Here is a 24891-nt window from a genome sequence, read left to right as displayed (position 1 = left end):
TGCGGCACGCTGCAGCTGGCCGCCGGCATGAACCTGCATGTCTTCACCACCGGGCGCGGCACGCCCTACGGCCTGGCCGAGGTGCCGGTGATCAAGGTCGCCACCCGCAGCGACCTGGCGCGCCGCTGGCACGACCTGATGGACGTCAACGCCGGCCGCATCGCCGACGGCGAGGCAAGCATCGAAGACATCGGCTGGGAGCTGTTCCGGCTGATGCTCGAAGTGGCCAGCGGCCGCACGAAGACCTGGGCCGAGCAGTGGAGGCTGCACAACGCACTGGTGCTGTTCAACCCGGCACCGGTGACATGAGACATTGCTCTGTCCTCAACCGACTGAGACCTTGCGGGACAGACCAAGAACTGCGCAGCAGTTTTGCTCTGTCCTCAACCGACTGAGACCTTGCGGGACAGACCAAGAACTGCGCAGCAGTTTTGCTCTGTCCTCAACCGACTAAAACCCTTGCTGGCCCGTTTGCGGCCCAGGCCCTCTGCCGGGCGGCAGCGGCCTGTCCGCTGTCTTCCGCAGCCACTTCGATGCTCACCTTCAGAGGGCCGGGGACACGGAACTCCTGCGCATCGCCATCGAGCCTGCCGAGGACATGAAAGCCGCCTCTGATCTTCTGGCCGTCGTGGCGATGGAAGATCGCGAGGTCGGGGCCGGGCGCCCAGCAGATCATGTCGCCGACCTCATAGGCCCGAGTCCGCGTGCCTCGGCCCGAGATGGCGCCGGGCAGCGGACCGAACTTCTCTCTGTTGAAGAGATCGTGCATCGTGATCGTGAGCGGCAGCATGGCAGTGAATTCCCGCGCCGCCTCGTTGTCAGCCAAGGTCGCCGGAATCACCTTGCCATTCAGTTTCAGATGGATTTTCATGATTGACCTCTAGCGTGGAGCCCATCGAAAGGGCGAACGCCCTCCACGGGATGCCGACCATCGGCATCGCCGATGTGGCGATCGGATTGGAAATTCGGCCGCTGCCGACGGCAGCGCTGCACTCGTCCGGTCAGGCGCTCTTGCGGCCCAGTTGAAGTTCGCGCAGGCGCTTGACGTCGCGCGCCGGCGGCAAACCGAAGAAGCGGCTGTACTCGCGGTTGAACTGCGACTGGCTCTCGTAGCCCACGCGGTGCCCCGCCGTGGCGGCATCCACGTGTTCGCTGATCATGATGCGCCGCGACTCCTGCAGCCGCAGCTGCTTCTGGAACTGCAGCGGACTCATCGCCGTGACGGCCTTGAAGTGCTGATGCAGCGACGACACGCTCATGTGAACCTCGTCCGCCAGGTCTTCGACCCGAAGCGGTTCCTGGAACCGCTGCGAAAGCATGCTGATGGCATGCGCGATGCGCTGGCTGTGGCTGTCGACCACGGCCATCTGGGCCAACCGCCAGCCGTCGGGCGACCTCAGCAGGCGGTACAGGATCTCGCGGGTGATCAGCGGCGCCAGCGCCGGCACGTCTTCGGGCGAATCCAGCAGCTTGAGCATTCGCAGCACCGGATCCAGCAACGTGGTCGACAGCTCGCCGGTGAAGATGCCGCGTTGCGACGCCCGCGTCGGGAAGGTCTCGCCGAGCTGAAGCTCCAGGGCGAGGGCCGCGATGTCCTTGACGTCGAAGCTCAACCGCAGTCCGAGGTAGGGCGCGTCGGGCGATGCGTCGACCACCTGGCCCGACACGGGGAGGTTCTGCGCCACCACCAGGTACTGGCTGCTGTCGTAGATGTAGACCTCTTCGGCGAGCAGCACCCGCTTGCTGCCTTGCGCCAGCACGCAGAAAGCGGGTTCGTGCATCGCGTGGACCGGATGCTGCATCTGCGACGCCCGGGCCAGCGTGAGGCGCGGTATCGCCGTCTCGTGCGCGCCGTCGGTGCCGGTGACGCGGTCGATGATCGCGGCGAGCTCGGCCCTCATCACGGTGGTCTGCAGCTGATCGACGGGACGATCGCTGCGCAGTGCGTGGGGGGTGGATGTCTGCATGGCCTGAAGCTTATGCATCCCGCCGCGATTTGTCTCGGCTCTCTTCAAGCCGCCGGAGGATCGTGCAAACATCGTCAACGATCCAGCAAGGGTGGGTTCGCATTGCGTGCCGGGCGCCCCCCCAGAAACAACAAAGCCCGCACGAATGCGGGCTTTGTTCGGGGAACGCGAGCGGCTGCAAGAGCCGCTCCAGGCTCAGCGCGTCGGCTTGAAGCCGCGCGGCTTCTGCGCGTCACGCGGCACGAAGACCTTGCCGCCGCCAGCATGGCCGCGCGGCGCGAAGCCATCGCCGCGACCGGCGCCGCCGCCGAAACCACCGCGCGGGGCATTGTCGAAGCCGCCGCGGGGGGCGCTGTCGCCCCAGCCCGGCTTGCGGCCGTAGCCACCGCCACCTTCATCGCGGCCACCGCCGAAACCGGCATTGCCCGCATTCTGGAAGCCGCGCGGCGCACCGGCGCCCGGGCCGCGTGCATTGCGGTCGTTGAAGCCGCTGGCGCCCGCGTAGCTGCTGCCGCCGCCACCGAAGCCACCGGCGTTGCCGCCGCGATGGCCACCGCCGCCACCGAACTTGCGGTCGCGCGAATGGTTGTCACGGCTGTCGCGGCCACGGCCACCGAAGTCGCCTTGCGGGCGCGATTGCGGCGCACGCTGCTGCGGCTCGAGGCCGGGGATCACCTCGGACTTGAACTGCTGGCGGGTGTAGCCCTCGATGTCGAAGATCCGGCGGCGGTCACGCTGCTCGGCGAAGGTGATCGCCAGGCCGTCGCGGCCGGCACGGCCGGTACGGCCGATGCGGTGGGTGTAGTCCTCGGCCTTCATCGGCAGGCCGAAGTTGAACACGTGCGTGATGGTCGGCACGTCGATGCCGCGCGCGGCCACGTCGGTCGCCACCAGGATCTGCACCTGGCCCTGGCGCAGCGCCATCAGGCGGCGGTTGCGCAGGCCCTGGCTCAGCGCGCCGTGCAGCGCCACGGCGCTGAAGCCGTCTTGCTGCAGGTCGTTGGCGAGGCCGTCGCATTCGACTTGCGTGCTGGCGAACACGATCGCCTGGTTGATGGTCGTGTCGCGCAGCCAGTGGTCGAGCAACTTGCGCTTGTGCTGCATGTTGTCGGCCCAGAACAGGCTCTGCTTGATGTTGACGTGCTTTTCCTGCGGGCTGTCGATGGTCACGCGCTGCGGCTCGCGCATCACGCGCTGGGCCAGCTGCTGGATGCGCGGCGCGAAGGTGGCGCTGAACATCATGGTCTGCTGGCGTTCGATCGTCAGCTGGTTGACTTCGGCCAGGTCGTCCGAGAAGCCGAGGTCGAGCATGCGGTCGGCTTCGTCGACCACCAGGAACTTGACCTGGTCGAGCTTGATCTGCATCGAGCGCTGCAGGTCGAGCAGGCGGCCCGGCGTGGCGACCACGAGGTCGGCGTTCTGCAGCTTGGCGATCTGCAGCTGGTAGGGCATGCCGCCCACCACGTTGGCAATGCGCAGGCCGCGGCAATGCTTGACCAGGTCGATGGCGTCGTGCGCCACCTGCTGGGCGAGCTCGCGCGTCGGGCACAGGATCAGCGCACCGGGCGTGGCGGCCTTGAAATGGCGCGAATTGGTCGGGTCCTTGCGCTTCGGCTTCTTCGGCGGCGCTTCGCCGCGCGCGGCGGCTTCGGCGGCCAGGCGCTGGAACTCGGCCTTGGCGGCAGCCTCGGCCTCGGCCTGGCGCTGCAGCAGCGTGTGCAGCACGGGCAGCAGGAAGGCGGCGGTCTTGCCGCTGCCGGTCTGGCTCGAAACCATCAGGTCGACGAAGCGGGTGGCGCCGTCGGCACCGCCGCTGGCGGTCATGGCGCGCGGGATCACCTGCTCCTGGACGGTGGTCGGCTGGGTGAAGCCCAGGTCTTCCACGGCGGCGATCAGCTCGGGCGCCAGGCCCAGCTTGATGAAGCCGTTGGGCAGCTTCGGCTCGGCGGCGGTCTCGATGGCGTCGAGGGCCTCGAGCTCGGGGGCATCGTTGGCAATGGAAAGCGACTCGCTGGTCACGGCGGCAACAGCGAAATCATCGGATTGCACAGGCGCGAACTCGCCCTGCGCTTCAAAAGCGTCGGTCATTGATTCAATCTCAAACGCGAGCGCTGCCGTAGGCGGCGCCCCGTCGGGTGGTGAAAACATCAACCATCCAACGACGTTCAGCCGTCGACTCTCGTCGGGGCTGCGGCCCGTAGTTCAGTTACTCGGGCGCGATGTGCAAGATAGGGAGATGCAAGGAAACGCTGAAAGCTCTTCAGCGAAGCCGTCGATTATCGCATGAACTCGGGTTTTTACCTAATCTTCAATCCTGAAGCTTCAGAAAGGTCTCCCGGTAATGCACGAGTTCATCGATCGACTCGTTCACGTCGGCCAGCGCCGTGTGGGCCTGCTGCTTCTTGAAGCTGTTGTAGGCCGCCGGCTTCCAGCGCTTGGCGAGCTCCTTCAGCGTGCTCACGTCGAGGTTCCGGTAGTGGAAGTAGGCCTCCAGCTTGGGCATGTACTTGACCAGGAAGCGGCGGTCCTGGCCGATCGTGTTGCCGCACATCGGCGAGCCGTTCTTCGGGATGTAGCGCGAGATGAACTGGATCAGCTCTTTTTCGGCCTCGGCTTCGTCGACGGTGGAAGCCTTGACCTTGTCGATCAGACCGCTGCGGCCATGGGTGCCCTTGTTCCAGGCGTCCATGGCGTCGAGCAGCTCGTCGCTCTGGTGGATCACCAGCACCGGCCCCTCGATCCGCGGCGTCAGGTCGGGCCCGGTGACGACCACCGCGATTTCCAGCAGGCGCTCTTTCTCGGGGTCCAGGCCGCTCATTTCGCAATCGAGCCAGACGAGGTTCTGGTCGCTCTTCTTGAGCGTGGCGGGCGCGGTCGGTTCGGTGGTTTCTGGCATCGGGCGATTGTCGTCGATGGCCCCGGCCCCGACCCTCGCGCCGGACGTCCCTGATGCCAGCAGGCCGACCGGACGCCGGGCGCCTGGGCCCGGAAAGGCGCGGGCTAAACTCGCCGGCATGTCCAGCCCCCTGCCCGCCTCCCTCATCCTCACGATGGCCTTCGCGCTCGCGCTGGTCGCGGGCCTGGCCATGAAGTTCTGGCTCGCCAGCCGCCAGGTGCGCCATGTGGCGCGCCACCGCAACGCCGTGCCGCCCGCCTTCCAGCAGGCCATCACGCTGGCCGCGCACCAGAAGGCGGCCGACTACACCGTCGCCAAGACCCGCTTCGGCCTGATCGAGATGGCCTGGGGCGCCGCGGTGCTGCTGGCCTGGACCCTGTTCGGCGGCCTCGACCTGCTGAACCGGCTGCTGCTCGACGCCCTGGGTGGCGGCATGTGGCAGCAGCTGGCGCTGCTGGCCGCCTTCGCGCTGATCGGCGGCCTGGCCGAGCTGCCTTTCACGCTGTGGCAGACCTTCAGGCTCGAGGAGCGCTTCGGCTTCAACAAGATGACCTGGCGGCTGTGGCTCGCGGACGCGGCCAAGGGCCTGTTGCTCGGTGCGCTGATCGGCCTGCCGATCGCGGCGCTGATCCTCTGGCTCATGGGCGCCGCCGGCAAGCTCTGGTGGCTCTGGGCCTGGGGCGCCTGGATGGGCTTCAACCTGCTGCTGATGCTGGTCTATCCCACCTTCATCGCGCCGATCTTCAACAAGTTCAAGCCGCTCGAAGATGCCGCGCTCAAGGCGCGCGTCAATGCGCTGATGCAGCGCTGCGGCTTCGCGGCCAAGGGCCTGTTCGTGATGGACGGCAGCACCCGCAGCGCGCATGCCAACGCCTATTTCACGGGCTTCGGCGCCAGCAAGCGCGTGGTCTTCTACGACACGCTGCTGCGTCAACTGAATGCCGGCGAGGTCGAGGCCGTGCTGGCGCACGAGCTGGGCCACTTCCGCCACAAGCACGTGATGAAGCGCATGGCGGCCATGTTCGCCTTGAGCCTGGCCGGCTTCGCGCTGCTGGGCTGGCTGTCGGCCCACACCTGGTTCTACACCGGCCTGGGCGTTCAGCCCAACCTGGCGGCGCCGAACGACGCACTGGCGATCCTGCTCTTCATGCTGGCGCTGCCGGTGTTCGGCTTCTTTGTCGCGCCGCTGCCGGTGCTGGTCTCGCGCAGGCACGAGTTCGAGGCCGACGCCTATGCGATCGCGCAGACCAGCGGCGCCGACCTCTCTGCTGCCCTGCTCAAGCTCTATCAGGACAACGCGTCGACCTTGACGCCCGACCCGCTCTTCGTGAAGTTCTACTATTCGCATCCGCCGGCCTCCGAGCGCCTCGCGCGCATGACCTCGGCCTGACCTGAAACACGACCATGAACAGCATGCTGAAGATCAAGGACTGGAAGACCGAGGCCCGCCGGGCGCTGAGCGCCACCGAGATCGTGGCCGGCCTGGCCCGCCTCGAGGGCTGGAAGCTCACGGGCGATGGCAAGGACGTCGCGATCGAGAAGAGCTTCGGCTTCGCCAACTACTTCGAGACCCTCGCCTTCGTCAACGCGTTGGCGCTGGTGGCGCACCGCCAGGACCACCATCCGGAACTTTCAGTGCACTACAACCGCTGCGTGGTGCGCTTCAACACGCACGACGTCGGCGGACTCACGGCGACCGACTTCGGGTGCGCGGCGCAGGCCGACGCGCTGCTTTCTTGAGCCGCCCGATGGACCGCCGCCTTGGCTAAGCAACAGCGCGGCGGCAGCGCCGGCGCTGCCTTGCGCGATGGGCTGGTGGTCGCCGGCCATGGCCGCCACTGCCTGGTCGAGACACCCGAAGGCGAACGCCTGATCTGCCATCCGCGCGGCAAGAAGAGCCAGGCCCTGGTCGGCGACCGCGTTCAGTGGCAGGCCAGCGAGGACGAGGGCACGATCGAGAAAGTGCTGCCGCGCAAGAACCTGTTCTACCGCCAGGACGAGATCCGCACCAAGTCCTTCGCCGCCAACCTCGACCAGGTGCTGATCCTGATCGCGGCCGAGCCCGAGTTCTCCGAGACCCAGCTGACCCGCGCGCTGATCGCTGCCGGGGCCGAGCGGATCACGCCGGTCATCGCGCTCAACAAGAGCGACCTGGCGGTCCCCTTCGAACGGGCCTCACAGCGGCTCGAGCCCTACCGCCGCATGGGCTATCGCGTGCTGCCGATGTCGCTCAGGGCCGACGGCGGGGCGGGCCATGCCGAACTGACCGAACTGCTCGCGGGCAAGGTCACGCTGGTGCTGGGCCCCTCCGGCGCCGGCAAGAGCACGCTGATCAACCTGCTGGTGCCCGGCGCCAGTGCCCTGACCGGCGAGATCTCGCAGGCCCTGAACTCGGGCAAGCACACCACCACCAGCACCACCTGGTACTGGGTCGATGCGGCGCGCACCACCGCGCTGATCGACTCGCCGGGCTTCCAGGAATTCGGGCTGCACCACATCGAGCCGATGCAGCTCGCGCAGCTGATGCCCGACATCGCCGGGCAGGCGACCGACTGCAAGTTCTACAACTGCACGCACCTGCACGAGCCGGGCTGCGGCGTCATCGCGCAGGTCGAGTCGCCGACGCACCAAGGCGCGATCAGCGCCTCGCGCTACCGGATCTACGGCGAGCTGTTCGCCGAACTCAGCCAAACCCGATACTGATCGCTACCGCGATTCGTCGAGGATCTCGCCCAGCGCATCGACCAGCGCCCCGCACTGCTCGCGCGTGCCGACGCTGATGCGCAGAAACTGCGCAATGCGCGGCTGCGCGAAATGGCGCACCAGCACGGCACGGGCACGCAGTGCCGCCGCGAGAGACGCCGCGTCGTGCGCCGGGTGGCGCACGAACAGGAAGTTGGCTTGAGAGGGCAGCACTTCGAAGCCGAGGTCCTCGAGCTGCAGCGCCAGGCCTTCGCGGGTGTCGACCACGGCGTCGCGGGTCTTTGCGAACCAGGCCTCGTCCTCGAGCGCGGCCACGGCGCCGGCGCTGGCGAGCCGGTCGATCGGATAGGAGTTGAAACTGTTCTTGACCCGCCGCAGGCCGTCGATCAGCGGCGCCTGGCCGCAGGCGAAGCCGACGCGCAGTCCGGCCAGCGAGCGCGACTTCGACAGCGTCTGCACCACCAGCAGGTTCGGATGGCGGGCGATCAGCGGCAAGGCGCTCCGGCCGCCGAAATCGACGTACGCCTCGTCGACCAGCACGACCCGATCGGGGCAGGCCATGAGCAGCTTCTCGATCTGCGCCAGCGGCAGGCCGACGCCGGTCGGCGCATTCGGATTGGCGACCACGATGCCGCCGCAGCCCGCCGACGCCCGCGCCGCGAGCGCGTCGGCATCGATGTGCAGCGCGGCGTCGACCGGCTGCAGCGCGCAGGCAATGCCATAGAGCTGCGCGTAGACGCGGTAGAAGCTGTAAGTGATGTCCGGCAGCAGCAGCGGCGCGTCCTGCTGGAAGAAGGCGAAGAAGGCGTGCGCCAGCACTTCGTCCGAGCCGTTGCCGACGAACACCTGCCGGCTGTCGAGGCCATGGCGCACCGCGATCGCCTCGCGCAGCACGGTCGATTCGGGGTCCGGATAGAGTTCCAGCCCAGCCTCCGCCGCACGCTGAATGGCATCGATCGCCCGCGGCGACGGCGGGTACGGGTTCTCGTTGGTGTTGAGCTTGACCAGCTTGGCGATCCGCGGCTGCTCGCCCGGCACATAAGGTTCGAGCGCCGCGATGCGAGGGCTCCAGAAGGCCGGGGTCATCCGAGCAGCCGGGCCAGCGTCAGCAGCGCCAGCAGCACCATCCACATCACGACCGAACGCCAGACCAGGCCGACGACGCTGCGCAGGTGAGCAGGCTCGGGCTCGCGGCCCGGGGTGCTGCCGCCATCGGGCGCCGGCCCGCCGGCGAAGGAGTCCCCGGCCTGGGCGCGCGACAACGGATCGTTGAGCGGCACCGCGCTCAGGGTGCCGCCGCCGAGGCTGACGTTGACCGCCCCCGAGGTGGCCGCGAGGATCACGCCGTCGTTGGCGTTGGGAAAGCGGCGGGCGTCGTTGCGCCAGCAGTCGATCGCCTCCTCGAAGCTGCCGACGACCGCGAAGCCCAGCGCCGTGATGCGGGCGGGCAGCCAGTCGATCAGCCCCCAGGCCTTCGCCGCGGCCTGCTGCACCCAGATGCTGGACGGCTGCATCGAGGCCCCGTTCTTGTGGGCCCAGTAGCGCGAGACGAACTCGCTCATGCGATAGAAGACCGCGCCGGCCGGGCCGAGGCCGATGGCCGCGAGAATCGAGAACCAGGCCAACACGCCGAACACGTGCCGGTGCGCCGCGATCACCGAGTGTTCGATCACGTGGCGCACGATCTCGCTGCGCGGCAGGTCGGCGGCGTCGACCTGCTGCCAGTGGGCGAGCAGCGAGCGCGCCAGCGGCTCGTCGCCTTCGTCGAGCGCATCGCGGATGCCGGTGAAGTGATGGCTGAACTGGCGGAAGCCCAGCGTGACGTAGAGCAGCGCAATGCTCCAGAGCACGGCGAAGGGCAGGCCCAGCGTGAGGACCAGCGCCCAGTGGACCGCCAGGGCCAGCAGCGTCGGCACGCCCACCGCAAGGCTCCACGCGACCCATCCGTGGTGCGGCTTGCCGGCGTCGAAGTTGCGGCTGGTCCAGCGCGTCCACGCCAGCACGCCGCCGTAGACGGGGTTGTGGTACGCCAGCGGACGCACCTGCTCGATCAGCAACGCGCAGAGGATCGCAAAGAAGCTCATCAAAGGATTCTAGAACCCTCCGGAGACCGGCCCGCGAGGGCGCGCTCAGGCGCTCAGGAACCGGTACAGGTTGCGCAGCATGCCTGCGGTCGCGCCCCATACGAAGCGCTCGTCCGGCCCGTCCTGGTAGGGCATCGACAGCCACTCGCGCGACATCATGTCGTCGCCGACCAGGACGTGGCGGCGATGATTGGCGGGGTTCATCAGGAAGGCGAACGGCACCTCGAAGGCCTCCTCGACCTCGTAGGGATTGAGGTTCAACTCGAAATCCGGCCGCACCAGGGCGACCACCGGCGTCACGATGAAGGAGGTGACCGTGGTGTAGGTCGGCAGGCTGCCGAGGATCTCGATGTAGTCCGCCGACAGGCCGACTTCCTCCCAGGCCTCGCGCAGCGCGGCGGCGGCGATGTTGGCGTCCTCGGGGTCGACCCGCCCGCCGGGGAAGGCCACCTGCCCCGAATGGTTCTTGAGGTGCGAGCTGCGTTCGGTCAGCAGCACCGTCGGCTCGTCGCGCATCACGATCGGCACCAGCACCGCGGCCTGCGCCGGCGCGCGGTCGAACAAGCGCGGCTCGCGGCGCAGTTCGGGCGTCCAGTCCGGCGGCGCGGCGAAGCGTTCGCGCAGGGCCCTGGCGCCCAGCCGCGCCGGGTCGACCGCGGGCAGGCCGCTGTCGACACCGATCGCGGGCACCTCTCGCGGGTCGAAAGACTGCAAGGCCGGCGGAACGACGGCGTTGATGACTTCGACGGGAGAGGCGCGCATGGCCGGCGGTGGAGTGGTCAATGAAGGAACTCGACGAGTAAAACGCAAAAGGCCCGCATGTTCGGCGCGGGACACGCAACAAAGTCACGAACAGGGCGCCGTCTTGCGGCACCAATGCAAAAAGCCGCCTGGAGCGGCGGCTTTCTGCACGGCAAGGGCTCGCTGCTTACTGCGCGGCCGCTGCAGACGGGGCCTTGCCCGGCAGCTTTTCCTTGATGCGTGCCGAACGGCCGCTGCGCTCGCGCAGGTAGTACAGCTTGGCGCGGCGGACATCGCCGCGGCGCTTGACTTCGATCTTGGCGATCAGCGGGCTGTAGGTCTGGAAGGTGCGTTCCACGCCTTCGCCGCTGGAGATCTTGCGCACGATGAAGCCGCTGTTGAGGCCGCGATTGCGCTTGGCGATCACGACGCCTTCGTAGGCCTGCAGACGCTTGCGGGTGCCTTCGACGACGTTCACGCTGACGATGACCGTGTCACCGGGCATGAAATCGGGAATCTGTTTGTTGAGCCGGGCGATTTCTTCCTGCTCGAGAGTCTGGATGAGGTTCATTTTTTCCTGTGTTCGATCATGTCCGCGCTACACAAAAGGCGCCGTTCGAGTCCAGTTGAATTGAAACCACTGGGCTCGGCGCGGCCGGGCAGAGGATCGGGAAGCCAAAGATTATAGCTTTTTTTTGAGCGTCTTTTCGTCGAGGGCGCTCAGCCGGCCAGCGCGCCTGGCCGCCTCGATCAGGTCCGGCCGCTTGTCGCGGGTGATCGCAAGCCGCTGATCGCGGCGCCAGCGCTCGATCTGCAGATGGTGGCCCGACAGCAGCGGCGCCGGCACGCCTTCGCCGCGCCACTGCTCCGGCCGCGTGTAGTGCGGGCAGTCGAGCAGGCCGTCGAGCGCCGGATTGAAGCTGTCCTGCACATGGCTGGCCTCGTCGCCGAGCACGCCGGGCTGCAGCCGTGCCACCGCATCCAGCAGCGCCATCGCCGGGATCTCGCCGCCCGAGAGCACGAAGTCGCCCAGGCTCAACTGGTGCGTGACGCGGGCATCGATGAAGCGCTGGTCGATGCCCTCGTAGCGGCCGCAGACCAGTACCGCGCCCTCGCCGCCCGCCCATTGCTCGACCGCCTCGTGGCGCAAGCTCTCTCCGATCGGCGAGAACAGCAGCACCGGCGCCGGCGCGCCGCGGGCGGCCAGCGCGGCATCGAGGCAGGCCGCAAGCGGCTCGGCCATCATGACCATGCCGGGGCCGCCGCCGAAGGGCCGGTCGTCGACGCGCCGGTAGTTGCCTTCGGCGTAGTCGCGCGGATTCCACAGCACCACCTCGACCTGCTTCGATTCGTAGGCGCGGCGGGTCACGCCGCTCGCGAGGAAGGGCGCGAACAGCTCCGGAAAAAGGGTGATGACGTCGAAGCGCATGGCGGCACCGAGGCCCGGCCTGGACGGCTCAGTAGTCGGGCTGCCAGTCGACCGTGATCAGTCGACCCGCGAGGTCGACCTTGTCGACGAAGACGGCAACGAAAGGCACCATGCGCTCGACCGGCTTGCCGTCCTCCTGCGCATCGAGCACCAGCGTGGTCTGCGGGCCGGAAGCGAGCAGTTCGCGGACGGTGCCGAGCGCCACGCCCTCGCGGTTGACCACCGCCAGGCCGATCAGGTCGACCCAGTAGTACTCGTCATCGCCGGCGGTCGGAAAGCTCGAGCGCGGAACGAACACGCGCGCACCGCGCAACGCCTCGGCCGCATTGCGGTCGGGCACGTCCTCGGACGAGGCGACGATGCAATCGGAATGTTCCTTGGCTTCGCGGATCGCGAGCCGGAACGCGCGGCCGCCCGCGGCGCCCGGAGGCTGGAGCAACCAACGCTTGGAAGAAAAAAGCGCCTCGGGCTCGGCGCTGTGGGGCAGGACCTTGAACCAGCCCTTGATGCCCCAGGCATCGGCGATGCGCCCGACTTCGATCGCATCCGCCGGCAATTCGGCGGCTTCGAGGGTGGGCAGCATCGCCTGGCCGGCAGTCTTAGGCTGCAGCCTTGGGGGCCGCGGCGGCGGCTTGCTTGATCAGGCGGGTGACCGTGGGCGAGGCCTGGGCGCCGACGCTCTTCCAGTAGGTCAGGCGGTCCTGGGCGATGCGGATGCTTTCCTCGTTTTCCTTGGCGGTCGGGTTGTAGAAACCCAGGCGCTCGATGAAACGGCCATCGCGGCGAACGCGCTTGTCCGACACGACGATGTTGAAGAACGGACGGCCTTTGGAACCGCCGCGGGAGAGTCGAATGACGACCATGATTTATCCTTGGGGTGGTGCAGCAAACCCGAGAAGGCCTGCCCCACAGTGTTCTTCCAGCGTCGAGACACGCGACATGGCCACCCGGCCAGCGCACGCTGAAAAGCCCACGATTATAGCCCGCTCTCCCAAATCTCCAATTCCGGCCGCGCCGGCTTCTCCCGAATGACACAGATCCGCCCCAGCCGCGACGAAGACGTCCCCGCCATCACCGCCATCTACGCCCACCACGTGCTGCACGGCACCGGCACCTTCGAGACCGAGGCACCGAGCGCCGACGACATGGCCGCCCGCCGGGCCGACGTGCTGGCCAAGAACCTGCCCTACCTGGTGGCCGAGCGCGACGGCGAACTGCTCGGATTCGCCTATTGCAACTGGTTCAAGCCCCGCCCCGCCTACCGCTTCTCGGCCGAAGATTCGATCTACCTGGCCGACAGCGCCCGCGGTCAGGGCCTCGGCGCCCAACTGCTGGCCGCGTTGTCGCAGGCGGCCGAAGCGGTCGGCGTGCGCAAGCTGATCGCCGTGATCGGGGACTCGGCCAACGCCGGCTCGATCGGCGTGCATCGCACCCAGGGCTTCAGCCATGTCGGCGTGCTGAAGGACTGCGGCTGGAAGTTCGGCGAATGGCGCGACGTCGTGCTGATGGAAAAAGTGCTCGGCGAAGGCAGCAGCACCCGCCCCGAATGAAGAACAAGACCCTGGCCGCCTGGCTGGCCTTCCTGGGCGGCCCGCTGGGGCTGCATTGCTTCTACCTGCGCGGCTTCGGAAGCCTGCTGGGCTGGCTGCTGCCGATCCCGACCGCGCTCGGCCTCTACGGCATCGAGCGGGTCCGCCTGTACGGCAGCGACGACGGCCTGAGCTGGGTGCTGATCCCGATGCTGGGCTTCACCATCGCGGGCTGCGCCCTCACCGCCATCGTCTACGGGCTCATGACGCCCGAGAAGTGGAATGCGCGCTACAACGCCGGCCGTTCCGGGGATGCCGCGGCCGGCAACACCGGCTGGCTGACCATCGGCGCGGTGGTGCTGGCGCTGTTCTTCGGCAGCACGATCCTGATGGCCAGCATCGCATTCAGCTTCCAGCGCTTCTTCGAGCACGAGATCGAGCAAGGCCGAAAAATGTCGCAGTAGGCCCGCGCCGACGCGAGCGCTCGGCGCCAATGCCGTCGCCTGTGCTCAGGAACAAGCGAGCGAAGCCCGAGCGCCAGGCACGTTAGTCCGTCGTCACAAAGGACTTTTCCTCGTCGGAAAATTCTGGAAATCTGTCGCTAGGAACAAAGTCACGACTTTGGGTGCTAGCTTTCCAATCCTTCAAAAGGAGAGGATATGCCCGCTACACCCAACCCACCGTTACAAGCTCAGTCGCAAATTCACCACGGGACGCCCGAACGACTTCCCGACCGTCCGATCAAGGCCATCTTTCCGCTTGCCACGCTGGGCGCGACGACGGCTCGCGGCGGCACAGTTGCCAGCGCCAGCACCGGCATTTGCATTGAAGGTCACCGAATCGCTTGCGTGGGCGACGTGGTGCGCTACCCGGACGGCTCAGAAAGCAAGATTGTCTCTGGGGCTGGCGTCGCAATGATGTTCGAAGGCAAACCCATTGCCATCGTCTGCAGTGCCACGGACAACGGAGACACCATCGTCAGGAGCTTGCAGGATCAAGGGCAAATTTGGGAGTGCGCGGACGACGTGTCCATTGCCGGCTTTCTTGAGGCTGGCTACAACAGTCACAAAGCCGGTCAGGGTGAATAGATGGGCACGCGGTACTACATCCATGTGGGCGATACCACGACCAGCGCGGGCTTGGTTCTAACGGGACTCGCCACGCATCTCTGGCATGGTCATCAATGCTCGTTCGAGGGTGACCAAGTGTTTTGCCGAACGTGCAAGAGCGTCGGCTTCATACGCTGCATCGGCGACCGTATACCATCGACCGGTCGCCACGGAAGAGAGCAGGCCCTCAGCGATGACTTGTGCATCTGTCGTTGTCCGATTCCGCCTCGGCTTGTGGCGTCGCAAGTCACTTACTCCACCAGCGGCAACTCTGATGGAGGTTCTGTCGACCTCTCCACACTTGCGACCGCGCCATTCCAATATGGACTGCCTCCCACCCGCGAGGCCGACAAATACGATCAGCGTTTTTGCGTCGTGGAGGAGTCGACCGGCGAGCCTATCAAGGACCGCCGGTACAAGCTGACGTACCGAGGCGGAGAGATGCTGGGGCGCACGGACGGCCATGGCTACACGGAGCGAGTCTCTGGCAATGCGGGCGACTCGATCGAAATCGAAGTGCTGGCGGAGGGCGCATAGTGGCCATTCCTCTGCTGGTGCCAATCGCAACCGGCGTCGCCGCGCTCACACTTAAGAGCGATACGGCACCGGCGACGATCTACGTCAAGCGACCTCGCGGAACGCTCTACTGGGGCGGGGCAGGACTCGACGGGGCCTACATTCAGCCGCAATTGCAAGCACTCATCGCTGCGGGGATCAAGAACGTAAGCGTCGGCCTGAGCAACACGGGCAGCGCTGGACTTCCCGAGTTCGCGAAGACAGCGGGCACCCTGATCGACGCATTTCGGGCAGGCGTGCCCATTCGATACGAGGATGATGGGGAGTGGGTCATCACAAAGGGAATGAGTTCCGCCGCCCCTCAGTTCAATTTGATTGGATACTCCTATGGCTCACTGCTTGCCGCGCAAACCGCAAACTTCTACTCGAAGCGCGGCCACGTCATAGATCATCTCGTGCTGATTGGTTCACCCATCGATGCAGGTTTTCTCGCCAACCTCAGGACAGCACCGCACATCAGGAAAGTCGCCGTGATCGATCTCGGAGACAAGGGCGACCCGCTCTATGCGGGGATGACGCAGATGGAGATTGTGAAAGCCATCCCGACACTGGGTCAGCAGTTCACAAGCGGCAAAGCAGAAGGTCATTTCTACTACGCTCAAATTGTGAAGGACTCGGTGAGCCGTTGGAAGTCCTTGGCGGAAAGGATATTCAGTGAAGGACTTCGATAGCAGGCGGCTTCGGTCTGTCCGCATAGTGAGCATCATGATTGCGGCATCCTCCCTGCCGTTCCTGTGGTCTGTCATCGCCTACCCGATCGATAAGGGTACCGTCTTTGTTGGACCTATCACCGCCTACATGGGGATGTCGGTAGGCCTGTGGCTGCTCTTGAGCACTCTTGGCCTCGGGACCGCGCTATGGACGCACTTCAGAAGCCCGGCGATGCGGAGGCCGTCTTGGTTCGCACTGAGCGCCGCCGAGTGCGCATACATCCTCTCGTTCGGTATCGCCGGCTCTGTCATCAGCTACACGCTGAACGACTTCTTCATCCTCGACTGGGGTGTGTGGCTGCTTGGCGCGTGCGCGATCGGACTTGTCGTCTCACTTCGCCAGGTCGTACCCCGGATGGAGGTAGGTCCCAAGTAGCTGGCGATGGCTTCCTCCGCGACCTCAGGCTGCCTCCGGTGATTTCGTTCGGACTTGCATCGCTCCTCTATCGACCTCGAGGCAGGTCTACCGCGGTCCGTCAGAAAACCTGCAATCCGACCCAGTAGGCGATCGCGGCGACGAAGGCCGACGCGGGGATCGTCAGCACCCAGGCCCAGACGATGTTGCCGGCCACGCCCCAGCGCACCGCGCTGGCGCGCTGCACCGAGCCGACGCCGACGATCGCGCCGGTGATGGTGTGGGTGGTCGACACCGGGATGCCCAGCGCCGTCGCCAGGAACAGCGTCAGCGCGCCGCCGGTCTCGGCGCAGAAGCCGCCGACCGGCTTCAGCTTGGTGATCTTCTGCCCCATGGTCTTGACGATGCGCCAGCCGCCGAACATGGTGCCCAGCGCGATCGCGGTGTAGCAGCTCACGATGGTCCAGGTCGGCGGCGACGGCGCGTCGGCGGCGGCGTAGCCGGTGGCGATCAGCAGCATCCAGATGATGCCGATGGTCTTCTGCGCGTCGTTGCCGCCATGGCCCAGGCTGTAGGCGCCGGCCGAGACCAGCTGCAGCCGCCGGAACCAGCGGTCGACGCGCGACGGTGTCGCCCGCCGAAAGCCCCAGGCGACCACCACCATCATCAGCGAGCCGAGCAGGAAGCCCAGCAGGGGCGAGACGAAGATGAAAGCCACCGTCTTCCAGATGCCCGAGGCGACCAGCGCGCCCGAGCCGGCCTTGGCGATCACCGCGCCGACGATGCCGCCGATCAGCGCGTGCGACGAGCTGCTCGGGATGCCGTAGTACCAGGTGACGAAGTTCCAGCTGATGGCGCCGATCAGGGCGCCGAACACCACGTGCACGTCGACCACGTCCGGCTGGGCAATGCCCTTGCCGATGGTCGCCGCCACGCTCAGGTGGAAGACGAAGATCGCGACCAGATTGAAGAACGCCGCGAACACCACCGCCTGTCCCGGCTTGAGCACGCCGGTCGATACCACGGTGGCGATCGAGTTCGCCGCATCGTGGAAGCCGTTCATGAAATCGAAGGCAATGGCCAGCGCGACCAGCACCACCACCACCCAGAGGGCGACCTGAACCGTTGCCATTCGAAAGCCCGCTGAATCAGGAGTTCTCGAGGACGATGCCCTCGATGACGTTGGCGACGTCCTCGCACTTGTCGGTGATGGTCTCGAGCAGCTCGTAGATGGCCTTGAGCTTGATCACCTCGCGGACATCGGGCTCCTCGCGGAACAGCTTGCTCATGGCGCTGCGCATCACGCGGTCGGCATCGGACTCGAGCCGGTCGATCTCCTCGCAGGTCTTCAGCGTCGCCTCGGCCGTGGCCGGATCGGCAATCTTCGAGAGGAACTTGACCGCGTCCTTGACCCGCTCGCAGCACTTCACGCTGAGCATGGTGAGGCGGGTGATCTCTTCGGTCATGTGGCGCACGTCGTACAGCGCCATGGTCTCGGCCGAGTCCTGGATCAGGTCGGCGACGTCGTCCATGGTGTTGATCAGCTTGTGGATCTGCTCGCGGTCGATCGGCGTGATGAAGGTCTTGTGGATCAGCCGGTTGACGTCATGCGTGACCCGGTCGGCCGCCCGCTCGGCGTTGTCGACATCGCGGTTGTATTGCTCCCGCAGGTGCAGGTCGTTGTAGTTGGCCACGAGATGCTCGAAGGCGCGCGCGGCTTCGACGATGCGGTCGGCATGCTGATTGAACATCTCGAAAAAATTCCCCTCGCGGGGCAGCAGCTTGCCGAACATGGCGCTCTCCTGGGTTCTGGGCCGTCGCGAGCACATGCCCGTGACGCCATCGTGAAAAACCGCGCAAGTGTAATGGGCGGGCTGGCAACGGCTCTCAGAGCCGCTCGATCCGCTGCTGCGCCACCTGTGCGAGTTGAAGGGACGTGACCTGCTCCGGGGCGATTTCCGCCAGCGGCAACAGGACGAAGGCGCGCTCGGCCATCCGCGGATGCGGCAGGCGCAGGCGCGGGGTGTCGAGCACCGCGTCGCCATGGCGCAGCAGGTCGAGATCGAGGGTGCGCGGGGCATTGCGGTAGGGCCGCTCGCGGCCGGCACCCGTTTCGAGGCGCTGCAGTTCGGCCAGCAGCGCGTTCGGGTCGAGCTCGGTCTGGAGTTCCACCACCGCGTTGACGAAGTCGGGGCCGACGGCATCCACCGGCGCGCTGCGGTACAGGGAGGAACGAACGCTGACGCGGGTCTGCGGCAGCCGATCGAGATCGTCCATGGCCCGAAGCACCGTGTCGCGGGCGTCGCCGAGATTGGCGCCGATCGCGACGAACGCACGGAAAGTCATGCAAGCCCCCCGCCCGGCGCCGCAATCATTCGGCCGCGACGCTGCCCGCCTCGCCGGCACCACCGCTGCGCGGCTTGCGCCGGCGGCGGCGCTTGCGCGGCGCATCGGAGGCCTCGCCGTCCGGCGGCGGGGCGCTGTCGGCCTCCTCGCCCGGACCGCTCGCGCGGCGTTCGGAAGGCGCCTGGACCGGCAGCCGCGCGGGCACCCGCTGGCGGGTCTTCTTGTGCTGCTCGTCGCGCACCTGGTCCATCAGGTCCTGGCGGCGAATGTCGTCGGCGGTGCTGAACTCCTGCCACCACTCGGCAATCGCCTCGCCGACCTCGCCGACATCGGCCCTGAGGCGCATGAAGTCGAAGGCGGCGCGGAAGCGCGCCTGCTCGACCAGGCTGTGCGGCGTCGAGCCGCTTCGCTTGTCGAAACGCGGCTGCATCATCCAGATCTCGCGCATGTCGGCGGCCAGCTTGCCACGGCCCGACACATCGCCGATGCGGGCGTTGAAGACGTCGTCGATCGCATCCTGCAGCGCCGGGAACGGGGCCTGCGGCCGCTGGCCGTGCCGGCCCTCCTGGCGCTGGGCCCAGCCGTCGCGCACGTCGGCCCACAGCACGCAGGCCAGCAGGAAGCTCGGCGCCACCGGCTTGCCCTCGCCGACCCGGCGGTCGGTGTCCTGCAGCGCCGCGTTCACGAAGGGCTGTTCGGCGCGCTCGACCACGACGTCGAGCAGCGGATAGATGCCGGTCGCGAGGCCGAGCTTGCGCAGCTGCGCCACCGTGGCGACCGCGTGGCCGGTCTGCAGCAGCTTGAGCATCTCGTCGAACAGGCGGCTCTGCGGCACGTCGGCCAGCAGCCGGCTCGACTCGATCAGCGGCGCCGCGGTCTTGGGCTCGAGCTTGAAGCCCAGCGCCGCCAGCTTGGCCGAGAAGCGGATCGCGCGAACGATGCGCACCGGATCCTCGCGGTAGCGCGTGATCGGGTCGCCGATCATGCGCAGCGTGAGCTTCTTGGCGTCCTTGATGCCGTTGTGATAGTCGACCACGATCTGGCTGGCCGGGTCGTAGTACATCGCGTTGACCGTGAAGTCGCGCCGCGCGGCGTCTTCTTCCTGCGGGCCCCAGACGTTGTCGCGCAGCACCCGGCCGCTGGCGTCCACGGCGTGCTTCATGCCCGCCAGCTCGCCCTTGCTGGTGCGCTCGTTGCCGGCCACCTGCTCGGCGCCGGCGTTGTCCATGTAGGCGCGGAAGGTCGAGACCTCGATCACCTCGTGCTCGCGCCCGCGGCCGTACACGACGTGCACGATGCGAAAGCGCCGGCCGATGATGAAGGCGCGCCGGAACAGGCCCTTGACCTGCTCGGGCGTGGCGTTGGTGGCGACGTCGAAGTCCTTCGGGCGCAGGCCCAACAGCAGGTCGCGCACCGCGCCGCCCACCACGTAGGCCTCGAAGCCGGCCTGCTGCAGCGTGGTCACGACGTTCCTGGCGCGCTCGTCGACCAGCGCCGGGTCGATGCCGTGGACCGAGGCGTCCACCTCCTGCCGCTTGCCGAAGCGGGCCTTGCCGCCGGGGCCGGCGGCGCCGGACTTGCCGAGGAGTTTGTCGATGAATTTCTTGATCATTGGAAAGTGGGCTGGGCCCTATTCGTTTTCGAGCATCGACCGGATCAGCGGGATCGTGATCGCGCGCTGGGTCTGCAAGGCATAGCCGTCGAGCTGCGCGAGCAGCTCCATCAGGCTCCCGAGGTCGCGGCTGAAGCGGTGCAGCATGTAGTCGAGCACCTCGTCGGACAGCATCACGCCGCGGTCGTCGGCGGCCTGGCGCAGCACCGCACGGCGTTCCGCCTCGCTCAACACCTGCAAGTGGAACACATGGCCCCAGCCCAGCCGGGTGCGCAGGTCCTCGCGCAGCGGCAGGTCGGCCGGCGGCAGGGCGCCGGCCGCGACCACGCCGCGCTGCAGGCTCTGGGCATTGACGAACCAGTTGAAGGCCGCGTGCTGCTGGACCGCGTTGTAGAGATGGACGTCGTCCAGCAACACCGCGCCCCAGCGCTCGTCGAACTCGGGCGGGTTGCTGGCCGCCGGATCGAGCCAGCCGACGCTGGCACCCTGCTCGCGCAGGGCGCCGCGTACGGCCTCCAGCAGGTGCGTCTTGCCGCTGCCGCCCTCGCCCCAGAGGTAGGTCGGCACCGGCGAATGCAGCGTCGGCGCGCGCGCGTCGCCGACCCACAGTTGCAGGTGCCGCAGCGCCGGCTCGTTCGGCCCGGCAAAGAAGCCCGCCAGCGTCGGGCCGCTGGCGATACCGATGTCGAGCGCGAGCTGCTTCATGCCGAGGCCGCCGGGGGCGGCAGGGAAGGCGCGGACGACGCGAAGAAAGGATTCATGGAGAAATGGCGCAGGACACGAAGTGGCAAGCGGGGGCAGGGTCGACGAGCGCCCTTAAAATCGTGGCGAATTCTATCGGCCCGCCCAGATCGGTTGCCGGCCTCATTGTCCTCCTCCTTCCGCCCTCCCCCTCTTCAGCCCGGCCCGCCCATGAACTCCAACTCCACCACCCCGCTCAGCTACAAGGACGCCGGCGTCGACATCGATGCCGGCGACGCGCTGGTCGACCGCATCAAGCCGCTGGCGAAGAAGACGATGCGCGAGGGCGTTCTCGCCGGCATCGGCGGCTTCGGCGCCCTGTTCGAGGTGCCCAAGCGCTACCAGGAGCCGGTGCTGGTGAGCGGCACCGACGGCGTCGGCACCAAGCTCAAGCTGGCCTTCGAATGGAACATGCACGACACCGTGGGCATCGACCTGGTGGCCATGAGCGTCAACGACGTGCTGGTGCAGGGCGCCGAGCCGCTGTTCTTCCTCGACTACTTCGCCTGCGGCAAGCTCGATGTCGACACCGCCGCGGCGGTGATCGGCGGCATCGCCCGCGGCTGCGAACTCAGCGGCTGCGCGCTGATCGGCGGCGAGACCGCCGAGATGCCCGGCATGTATCCGGCCGGCGAGTACGACCTGGCCGGCTTCGCGGTCGGCGCGGTCGAGAAGTCGAAGATCCTGACCGGCAAGGACGTGAAGCCCGGCGACGTGGTGCTCGGCCTGGCCTCGGCCGGCGTCCATTCCAACGGCTTCAGCCTGGTGCGCAAGGTGATCGAGCGCGCTGTCGACGCCCTGCCCGCGGCCCTGGACGGTCAGCCCTTCCGCCAGGCCGTGATGGCGCCGACCCGGCTCTACGTCAAGCCGGTGCTGGCCGCCCTGGCCCAGCACCCGATCAAGGCGCTGGCCCACATTACCGGCGGCGGCCTGCTCGAGAACATCCCGCGCGTGCTGCCCGAGGGCACTGCAGCCCACCTGAAGAAGGGCAGCTGGCCGCAGACCGAGCTCTTCGCCTGGCTGCAGAAGGTGGCCGGCATCGACGACATCGAAATGAACCGGACCTTCAACAACGGCATCGGCATGGTGGTGGTGGTCGATGCCGCCGAAGCCGCCGCCTGTGCGGCCACGCTGCAGGCCGCCGGCGAGACCGTGTATTCCATCGGCGTGATCGCCGAGCGCGGCACCGGCGCCGCCGTGGTCGTCGCCTGAAGCGCCCCCGCCGCGTGAGCGACTCCACCGCCGCCTCGTCGCGTTACGTGGTCACGGCGAGCTACCTGCTCATCGCCGCAGGCTTGCTTCTGATCATGTGGCACGGGCTGCTGCCGGGCCTGCTGTGCGTGTGCATCGGCTTCCTCGGCACGCGCTGGCTGGTGCGCGCGCTCGATCTCGGCCGGCGGCAGCGCCTCAAGCTCAGCGCCAACGATCCGGCCTGGAGCGCGGCACCGACGCTGCCGCGGGTGGCAGCGGCGACGCTGGTGATGCTGGCGCCGATCGGCCTTTTGATCCTGGGCTTCGCCGAGGCGCGCGATTTCGTTCTCAACGCCCCCGACCAGTACAAGGAACTGCTCGACTACATCGCGCGCACCGTGCTCGAACTGCGGCTCAAGCTGCCGCCCGACATCGGCGCCTACCTGCCCGAGGGCGCGGCCGAGGTGCAGCGCGTCGTCGCCGGCTACCTGCGCGGGCAGGCGGGTTCGCTGGCACTCACCGGCAGGGCCTGGCTCGGCGGCCTGCTGTTCGCCTATGTCGGCCTGATCGTCGGGTCCCTGGCCGCGGTGGCCATTCGGCCGCCCTCGCACCGGCCGCTGGCGCGCGAACTGCGCGCCCGCATCGTGTTCTTCGGCGAGGCCTTCGGCCAGATCGTGGCGGCGCAGTTCTGGATCGCGGCCTTCAACGCCTTCCTGACCGCGATCTTCCTGCTCTTCCTGCTGCCGATGTGGCGCATGGAACTGCCCTACACGCCGGCGCTGATCACCCTGACCTTCGTCGCCGGGCTGGTGCCGATCGTCGGCAACCTGATCTGCAACGCGGTCATCACGCTGGTCGGGCTGTCGGTGTCGCCGCTCACCGCGCTGGTTTGCCTGGTCTTCCTGATCCTGATCCACAAGGCCGAGTACCTGATCAACGCCAAGGTGGTCGGCAGCCGCACGCAGATGGCGGTCTGGGAGCTGCTGGCCGTGATGTTCATCGCCGAGGCGGTGTTCGGGCCGGCCGGGCTGGTGGCGGCGCCGCTGTTCTATGCCTATCTCAAGAAGGAACTGAAGGCGGCGGCGCTGGTCTAGAGGATGTCCGGAATTGATCGATTCTCGTCCGCGGCGACCCGGACGAATCAACAGCAGCCCCGGAAAATCGGGCGCATCATCCACTTCCGTTTCGGAGATGCCGCCCATGACCAACTGTCTGATAGTGATCGACGTGCAGGAGTCGTTTCGCCACCGCCCCTACTTCGACGAACGCGGCCTGCCGGCCTACCTGGCGGCGCAGAACGCGCTGATCGAGGGCTTCGCCGCGGCCGGCGCGCCGATCGTGCGGATCTTCCACAGTGACGGTCCGGCCGACGCGAGCAACCCCTTCGCTGCCGAATCCGGGCACCTGCGGCCGCTGGAAGGCCTGGCCCCGTTCGAAGCCGCCGCCACCTTCACCAAGCGCCGCCACAGTGCGCTGGTGGGCACCGGCCTCGACGTCTGGCTGACCGAGAACCGCATCGGGCGGCTGGTGGTCAGCGGCATCCGCACCGAGCAGTGCTGCGAGACCACCGCGCGCCACGCCTCCGACCTGGGCTGGCAGGTCGACTACGTGACCGAGGCCACGCTGACCTTCGACATGGTGCAGCCCGACGGCCGGCCGCTGCCGGCGGCCGACATCCAGGCGCGCACGGCCACGGTGCTGGACGGCCGCTTCGCCAGGGTGTGCAGCGCCGAGGCGGCGCTGGCCCGTCTCTCGGAATCGGGCCGATGAGCGCCGCCCGGCCGCCCGAAGGCGCTCGCACCGCAGTGCGAAGCACGGAGCTTGGCGCGACATGAGCCTGCACCTGGCGGCACGGCTGGCCGGCGAGCCGCTGGCGCTGCGCACCGCGCGGCAGATGGACTTCGCATGGACGAGCGCCTGAACTCGACGGCCTGCGCCCCCATCCGGGTCGTCTTCGCGCTGCTGCCGCACAGCCTGGTGCTCGACTGGGCCGGTCCGGCGGAGGCGCTGCGCATCGCCAACCAGCTGCGGGTCGCGGCCGGCCTGCCGCCGCGCTTCGAACTGGTGTTCGCGAGCCCGGAGCCGGATTCGGCCAGCTCGGTCGGCGTCCGGCTGGCGGGGCTCGAAGCCTTGCCTTCGGACTGGAGGGCGCCGACCTGGGTGGTGCTGGTCGGCCTGCCGGGCGCCACCATCGCCGTCGACAACGCGCCGGCGCAGGCCCTGCTGCACTGGCTGCGCGGCCTGCGGCTCGAAGCGGGCCGGCTGGAGCTGGTCACCGTGTGCGCCGGGACGCTGCTCGCGGCCCATGCCGGCCTGCTCGCGGGCCGGCGCGCCACCACCCATCACCATCACCTGGACGAACTGCAAGCGGTCGAGCCGCGCTGCGATGTCGTCGCCAACCGGGTCTTCGTGCTCGACGCACCGCTCTACAGCAGCGCCGGCGTGACCACCGGCATCGACCTGATGCTGCATCGCATCGGCCAGGTCTGCGGCGAAACGCTGGCGGCACGGGTGGCCCAGACCCTGGTGGTCGCGATGCGGCGCGGCCCGCAGGATCCCGAGCTGTCGCCCTTCCTGGCCTATCGCAACCACCTGCACGCGGCACTGCACCGGGTGCAGGATGCGGTCAGCGAACAGCCGCAGGCCGATTGGACGGTGCCACGCATGGCCGAAGTCGCCCACACCTCGCCGCGGCACCTGACGCGGCTGTTCGACGCGCACGCCGGCGTGGCGCCGCTGGCCTACTTGCGCCGCCTCCGCCTCGCCGCCGCGCAGCTGGCATTGCAATCGGGCGCCAACGTCACGCGCGCGGCAGAACTATCAGGATTCGGCTCCGACACCCAACTGCGCCGCGCCTGGCGCCAGTTCGGCCTGCCCGGCTCGCCGTCAGCCCCGACCTGAA

29 protein-coding genes and 1 pseudogene are annotated in these 24891 nt (G+C 67.7%); 14 read left to right on the top strand and 16 right to left on the bottom strand.

Annotation, left to right across the window (positions count from 1 at the left end):
- Nucleotides 1-309, top strand: a pseudogene (gene garD, locus AC1DYD_RS34285) (galactarate dehydratase); the annotation flags it as partial.
- 133 nt (nt 310-442) lie between these two features.
- Here the strand turns inward: garD and AC1DYD_RS34280 are convergent.
- From AC1DYD_RS34280 to orn, 4 genes are all read right to left on the bottom strand, one after another.
- Nucleotides 443-871, bottom strand: coding sequence for a cyclophilin-like fold protein (locus AC1DYD_RS34280; protein WP_478177194.1), 429 nt, complete (start codon nt 869-871; stop codon nt 443-445).
- Between the two features lie 130 nt (nt 872-1001).
- Complete coding sequence (locus tag AC1DYD_RS34275) at nt 1002-1967, bottom strand: AraC family transcriptional regulator (RefSeq protein WP_478177193.1); 966 nt, start codon at nt 1965-1967, stop codon at nt 1002-1004.
- Between the two features lie 195 nt (nt 1968-2162).
- On the bottom strand, nt 2163-4055 hold the full coding sequence (locus tag AC1DYD_RS34270; RefSeq protein WP_478177192.1) for a DEAD/DEAH box helicase: 1893 nt from the start codon (nt 4053-4055) through the stop codon (nt 2163-2165).
- 220 nt (nt 4056-4275) lie between these two features.
- Complete coding sequence (gene orn, locus AC1DYD_RS34265; RefSeq protein ID WP_478177191.1) at nt 4276-4863, bottom strand: oligoribonuclease; 588 nt, start codon at nt 4861-4863, stop codon at nt 4276-4278.
- Nucleotides 4864-4981: 118 nt separating this feature from the next.
- Here orn and AC1DYD_RS34260 point away from each other — a divergent pair, with 118 nt between their 5' ends.
- The 3 genes from AC1DYD_RS34260 to rsgA are packed head-to-tail and all read left to right on the top strand — an operon-like array spanning nt 4982 to nt 7566.
- Nucleotides 4982-6253: a M48 family metallopeptidase gene (locus tag AC1DYD_RS34260; protein WP_478177190.1), complete on the top strand. Its 1272-nt coding sequence runs from the start codon at nt 4982-4984 to the stop codon at nt 6251-6253.
- 14 nt (nt 6254-6267) lie between these two features.
- The gene (locus AC1DYD_RS34255) at nt 6268-6603 is read left to right on the top strand and encodes a 4a-hydroxytetrahydrobiopterin dehydratase (protein ID WP_478177189.1); all 336 of its coding nucleotides are present in this window, start codon (nt 6268-6270) and stop codon (nt 6601-6603) included.
- 21 nt (nt 6604-6624) lie between these two features.
- A complete protein-coding gene (gene rsgA / locus AC1DYD_RS34250) occupies nt 6625-7566 on the top strand; it encodes a ribosome small subunit-dependent GTPase A (RefSeq protein ID WP_478177188.1) in 942 nt (313 codons plus the stop codon).
- Nucleotides 7567-7569: 3 nt separating this feature from the next.
- Here rsgA and hisC read toward each other — a convergent pair whose 3' ends face one another.
- The 7 genes from hisC to rpsP all read right to left on the bottom strand — a co-directional run bounded on the left by hisC (nt 7570) and on the right by rpsP (nt 12683).
- On the bottom strand, nt 7570-8652 hold the full coding sequence (gene hisC / locus AC1DYD_RS34245) for a histidinol-phosphate transaminase (RefSeq protein WP_478177187.1): 1083 nt from the start codon (nt 8650-8652) through the stop codon (nt 7570-7572).
- Complete coding sequence (locus AC1DYD_RS34240; RefSeq protein ID WP_478177186.1) at nt 8649-9650, bottom strand: CobD/CbiB family protein; 1002 nt, start codon at nt 9648-9650, stop codon at nt 8649-8651. Before AC1DYD_RS34240 ends, hisC begins: the two co-directional genes overlap by 4 nt.
- Nucleotides 9651-9695: 45 nt before the next feature.
- The gene (locus tag AC1DYD_RS34235; RefSeq protein ID WP_478177196.1) at nt 9696-10412 is read right to left on the bottom strand and encodes a CoA pyrophosphatase; all 717 of its coding nucleotides are present in this window, start codon (nt 10410-10412) and stop codon (nt 9696-9698) included.
- Between the two features lie 166 nt (nt 10413-10578).
- On the bottom strand, nt 10579-10962 hold the full coding sequence (gene rplS / locus AC1DYD_RS34230) for a 50S ribosomal protein L19 (RefSeq protein ID WP_286368449.1): 384 nt from the start codon (nt 10960-10962) through the stop codon (nt 10579-10581).
- Between the two features lie 111 nt (nt 10963-11073).
- Nucleotides 11074-11820 (bottom strand): tRNA (guanosine(37)-N1)-methyltransferase TrmD, encoded by a 747-nt coding sequence (trmD, locus tag AC1DYD_RS34225; RefSeq protein WP_478177185.1) that lies wholly within the window; start codon nt 11818-11820, stop codon nt 11074-11076.
- 28 nt (nt 11821-11848) lie between these two features.
- On the bottom strand, nt 11849-12403 hold the full coding sequence (gene rimM / locus AC1DYD_RS34220) for a ribosome maturation factor RimM (protein ID WP_478177184.1): 555 nt from the start codon (nt 12401-12403) through the stop codon (nt 11849-11851).
- A 16-nt stretch (nt 12404-12419) separates the two neighbouring features.
- On the bottom strand, nt 12420-12683 hold the full coding sequence (gene rpsP / locus AC1DYD_RS34215) for a 30S ribosomal protein S16 (protein WP_028248676.1): 264 nt from the start codon (nt 12681-12683) through the stop codon (nt 12420-12422).
- A gap of 165 nt (nt 12684-12848) precedes the next feature.
- Between rpsP and AC1DYD_RS34210 the strand changes: the two genes are divergently transcribed.
- From AC1DYD_RS34210 to AC1DYD_RS34185, 6 genes are all read left to right on the top strand, one after another.
- Nucleotides 12849-13370 (top strand): N-acetyltransferase family protein, encoded by a 522-nt coding sequence (locus AC1DYD_RS34210; RefSeq protein WP_478177183.1) that lies wholly within the window; start codon nt 12849-12851, stop codon nt 13368-13370.
- Nucleotides 13367-13813: a TM2 domain-containing protein gene (locus AC1DYD_RS34205; RefSeq protein ID WP_478177182.1), complete on the top strand. Its 447-nt coding sequence runs from the start codon at nt 13367-13369 to the stop codon at nt 13811-13813. Before AC1DYD_RS34210 ends, AC1DYD_RS34205 begins: the two co-directional genes overlap by 4 nt.
- 195 nt (nt 13814-14008) lie before the next feature.
- Entirely contained in the window at nt 14009-14437 is a 429-nt protein-coding gene (locus AC1DYD_RS34200; protein ID WP_478177181.1) for a PAAR domain-containing protein, read from the top strand.
- The gene (locus AC1DYD_RS34195) at nt 14438-14995 is read left to right on the top strand and encodes a PAAR domain-containing protein (RefSeq protein ID WP_478177180.1); all 558 of its coding nucleotides are present in this window, start codon (nt 14438-14440) and stop codon (nt 14993-14995) included.
- Nucleotides 14995-15705, top strand: a complete 711-nt coding sequence (locus AC1DYD_RS34190; protein ID WP_478177179.1) for a hypothetical protein — start codon at nt 14995-14997, stop codon at nt 15703-15705. Before AC1DYD_RS34195 ends, AC1DYD_RS34190 begins: the two co-directional genes overlap by 1 nt.
- The gene (locus AC1DYD_RS34185) at nt 15689-16120 is read left to right on the top strand and encodes a hypothetical protein (RefSeq protein ID WP_478177178.1); all 432 of its coding nucleotides are present in this window, start codon (nt 15689-15691) and stop codon (nt 16118-16120) included. The genes AC1DYD_RS34190 and AC1DYD_RS34185 overlap by 17 nt, the downstream gene beginning before the upstream one ends.
- A 100-nt stretch (nt 16121-16220) precedes the next feature.
- On the opposite strand, the gene AC1DYD_RS34180 is transcribed toward AC1DYD_RS34185, so the two are convergent.
- From AC1DYD_RS34180 to hda, 5 genes are all read right to left on the bottom strand, one after another.
- The gene (locus tag AC1DYD_RS34180) at nt 16221-17231 is read right to left on the bottom strand and encodes an inorganic phosphate transporter (RefSeq protein WP_478177177.1); all 1011 of its coding nucleotides are present in this window, start codon (nt 17229-17231) and stop codon (nt 16221-16223) included.
- A 16-nt stretch (nt 17232-17247) separates the two neighbouring features.
- Nucleotides 17248-17892: a DUF47 domain-containing protein gene (locus AC1DYD_RS34175; RefSeq protein WP_478114687.1), complete on the bottom strand. Its 645-nt coding sequence runs from the start codon at nt 17890-17892 to the stop codon at nt 17248-17250.
- A gap of 94 nt (nt 17893-17986) precedes the next feature.
- A complete protein-coding gene (folK, locus tag AC1DYD_RS34170) occupies nt 17987-18445 on the bottom strand; it encodes a 2-amino-4-hydroxy-6-hydroxymethyldihydropteridine diphosphokinase (protein WP_478177176.1) in 459 nt (152 codons plus the stop codon).
- Between the two features lie 25 nt (nt 18446-18470).
- On the bottom strand, nt 18471-20057 hold the full coding sequence (pcnB, locus tag AC1DYD_RS34165; protein WP_478177175.1) for a polynucleotide adenylyltransferase PcnB: 1587 nt from the start codon (nt 20055-20057) through the stop codon (nt 18471-18473).
- An 18-nt stretch (nt 20058-20075) separates the two neighbouring features.
- Complete coding sequence (gene hda, locus AC1DYD_RS34160) at nt 20076-20762, bottom strand: DnaA regulatory inactivator Hda (protein ID WP_478177174.1); 687 nt, start codon at nt 20760-20762, stop codon at nt 20076-20078.
- A 207-nt stretch (nt 20763-20969) separates the two neighbouring features.
- Between hda and purM the strand changes: the two genes are divergently transcribed.
- The 4 genes from purM to AC1DYD_RS34140 all read left to right on the top strand — a co-directional run bounded on the left by purM (nt 20970) and on the right by AC1DYD_RS34140 (nt 24890).
- On the top strand, nt 20970-22010 hold the full coding sequence (gene purM, locus AC1DYD_RS34155; RefSeq protein ID WP_478177173.1) for a phosphoribosylformylglycinamidine cyclo-ligase: 1041 nt from the start codon (nt 20970-20972) through the stop codon (nt 22008-22010).
- Between the two features lie 14 nt (nt 22011-22024).
- Nucleotides 22025-23083 (top strand): AI-2E family transporter, encoded by a 1059-nt coding sequence (locus AC1DYD_RS34150; RefSeq protein WP_478177172.1) that lies wholly within the window; start codon nt 22025-22027, stop codon nt 23081-23083.
- 106 nt (nt 23084-23189) lie between these two features.
- The gene (locus AC1DYD_RS34145; RefSeq protein WP_478177171.1) at nt 23190-23759 is read left to right on the top strand and encodes an isochorismatase family protein; all 570 of its coding nucleotides are present in this window, start codon (nt 23190-23192) and stop codon (nt 23757-23759) included.
- A 135-nt stretch (nt 23760-23894) separates the two neighbouring features.
- Nucleotides 23895-24890, top strand: coding sequence for a GlxA family transcriptional regulator (locus AC1DYD_RS34140; protein ID WP_478177170.1), 996 nt, complete (start codon nt 23895-23897; stop codon nt 24888-24890).
- The last annotated feature ends 1 nt before the right edge of the window (nt 24891 follow it).

The organism is Variovorax sp. P4_B11 (assembly GCF_056402355.1).
The sequence above is the reverse complement of the archived record's forward strand: the minus strand, read 5'-3'. Positions and strand labels throughout refer to the sequence as shown.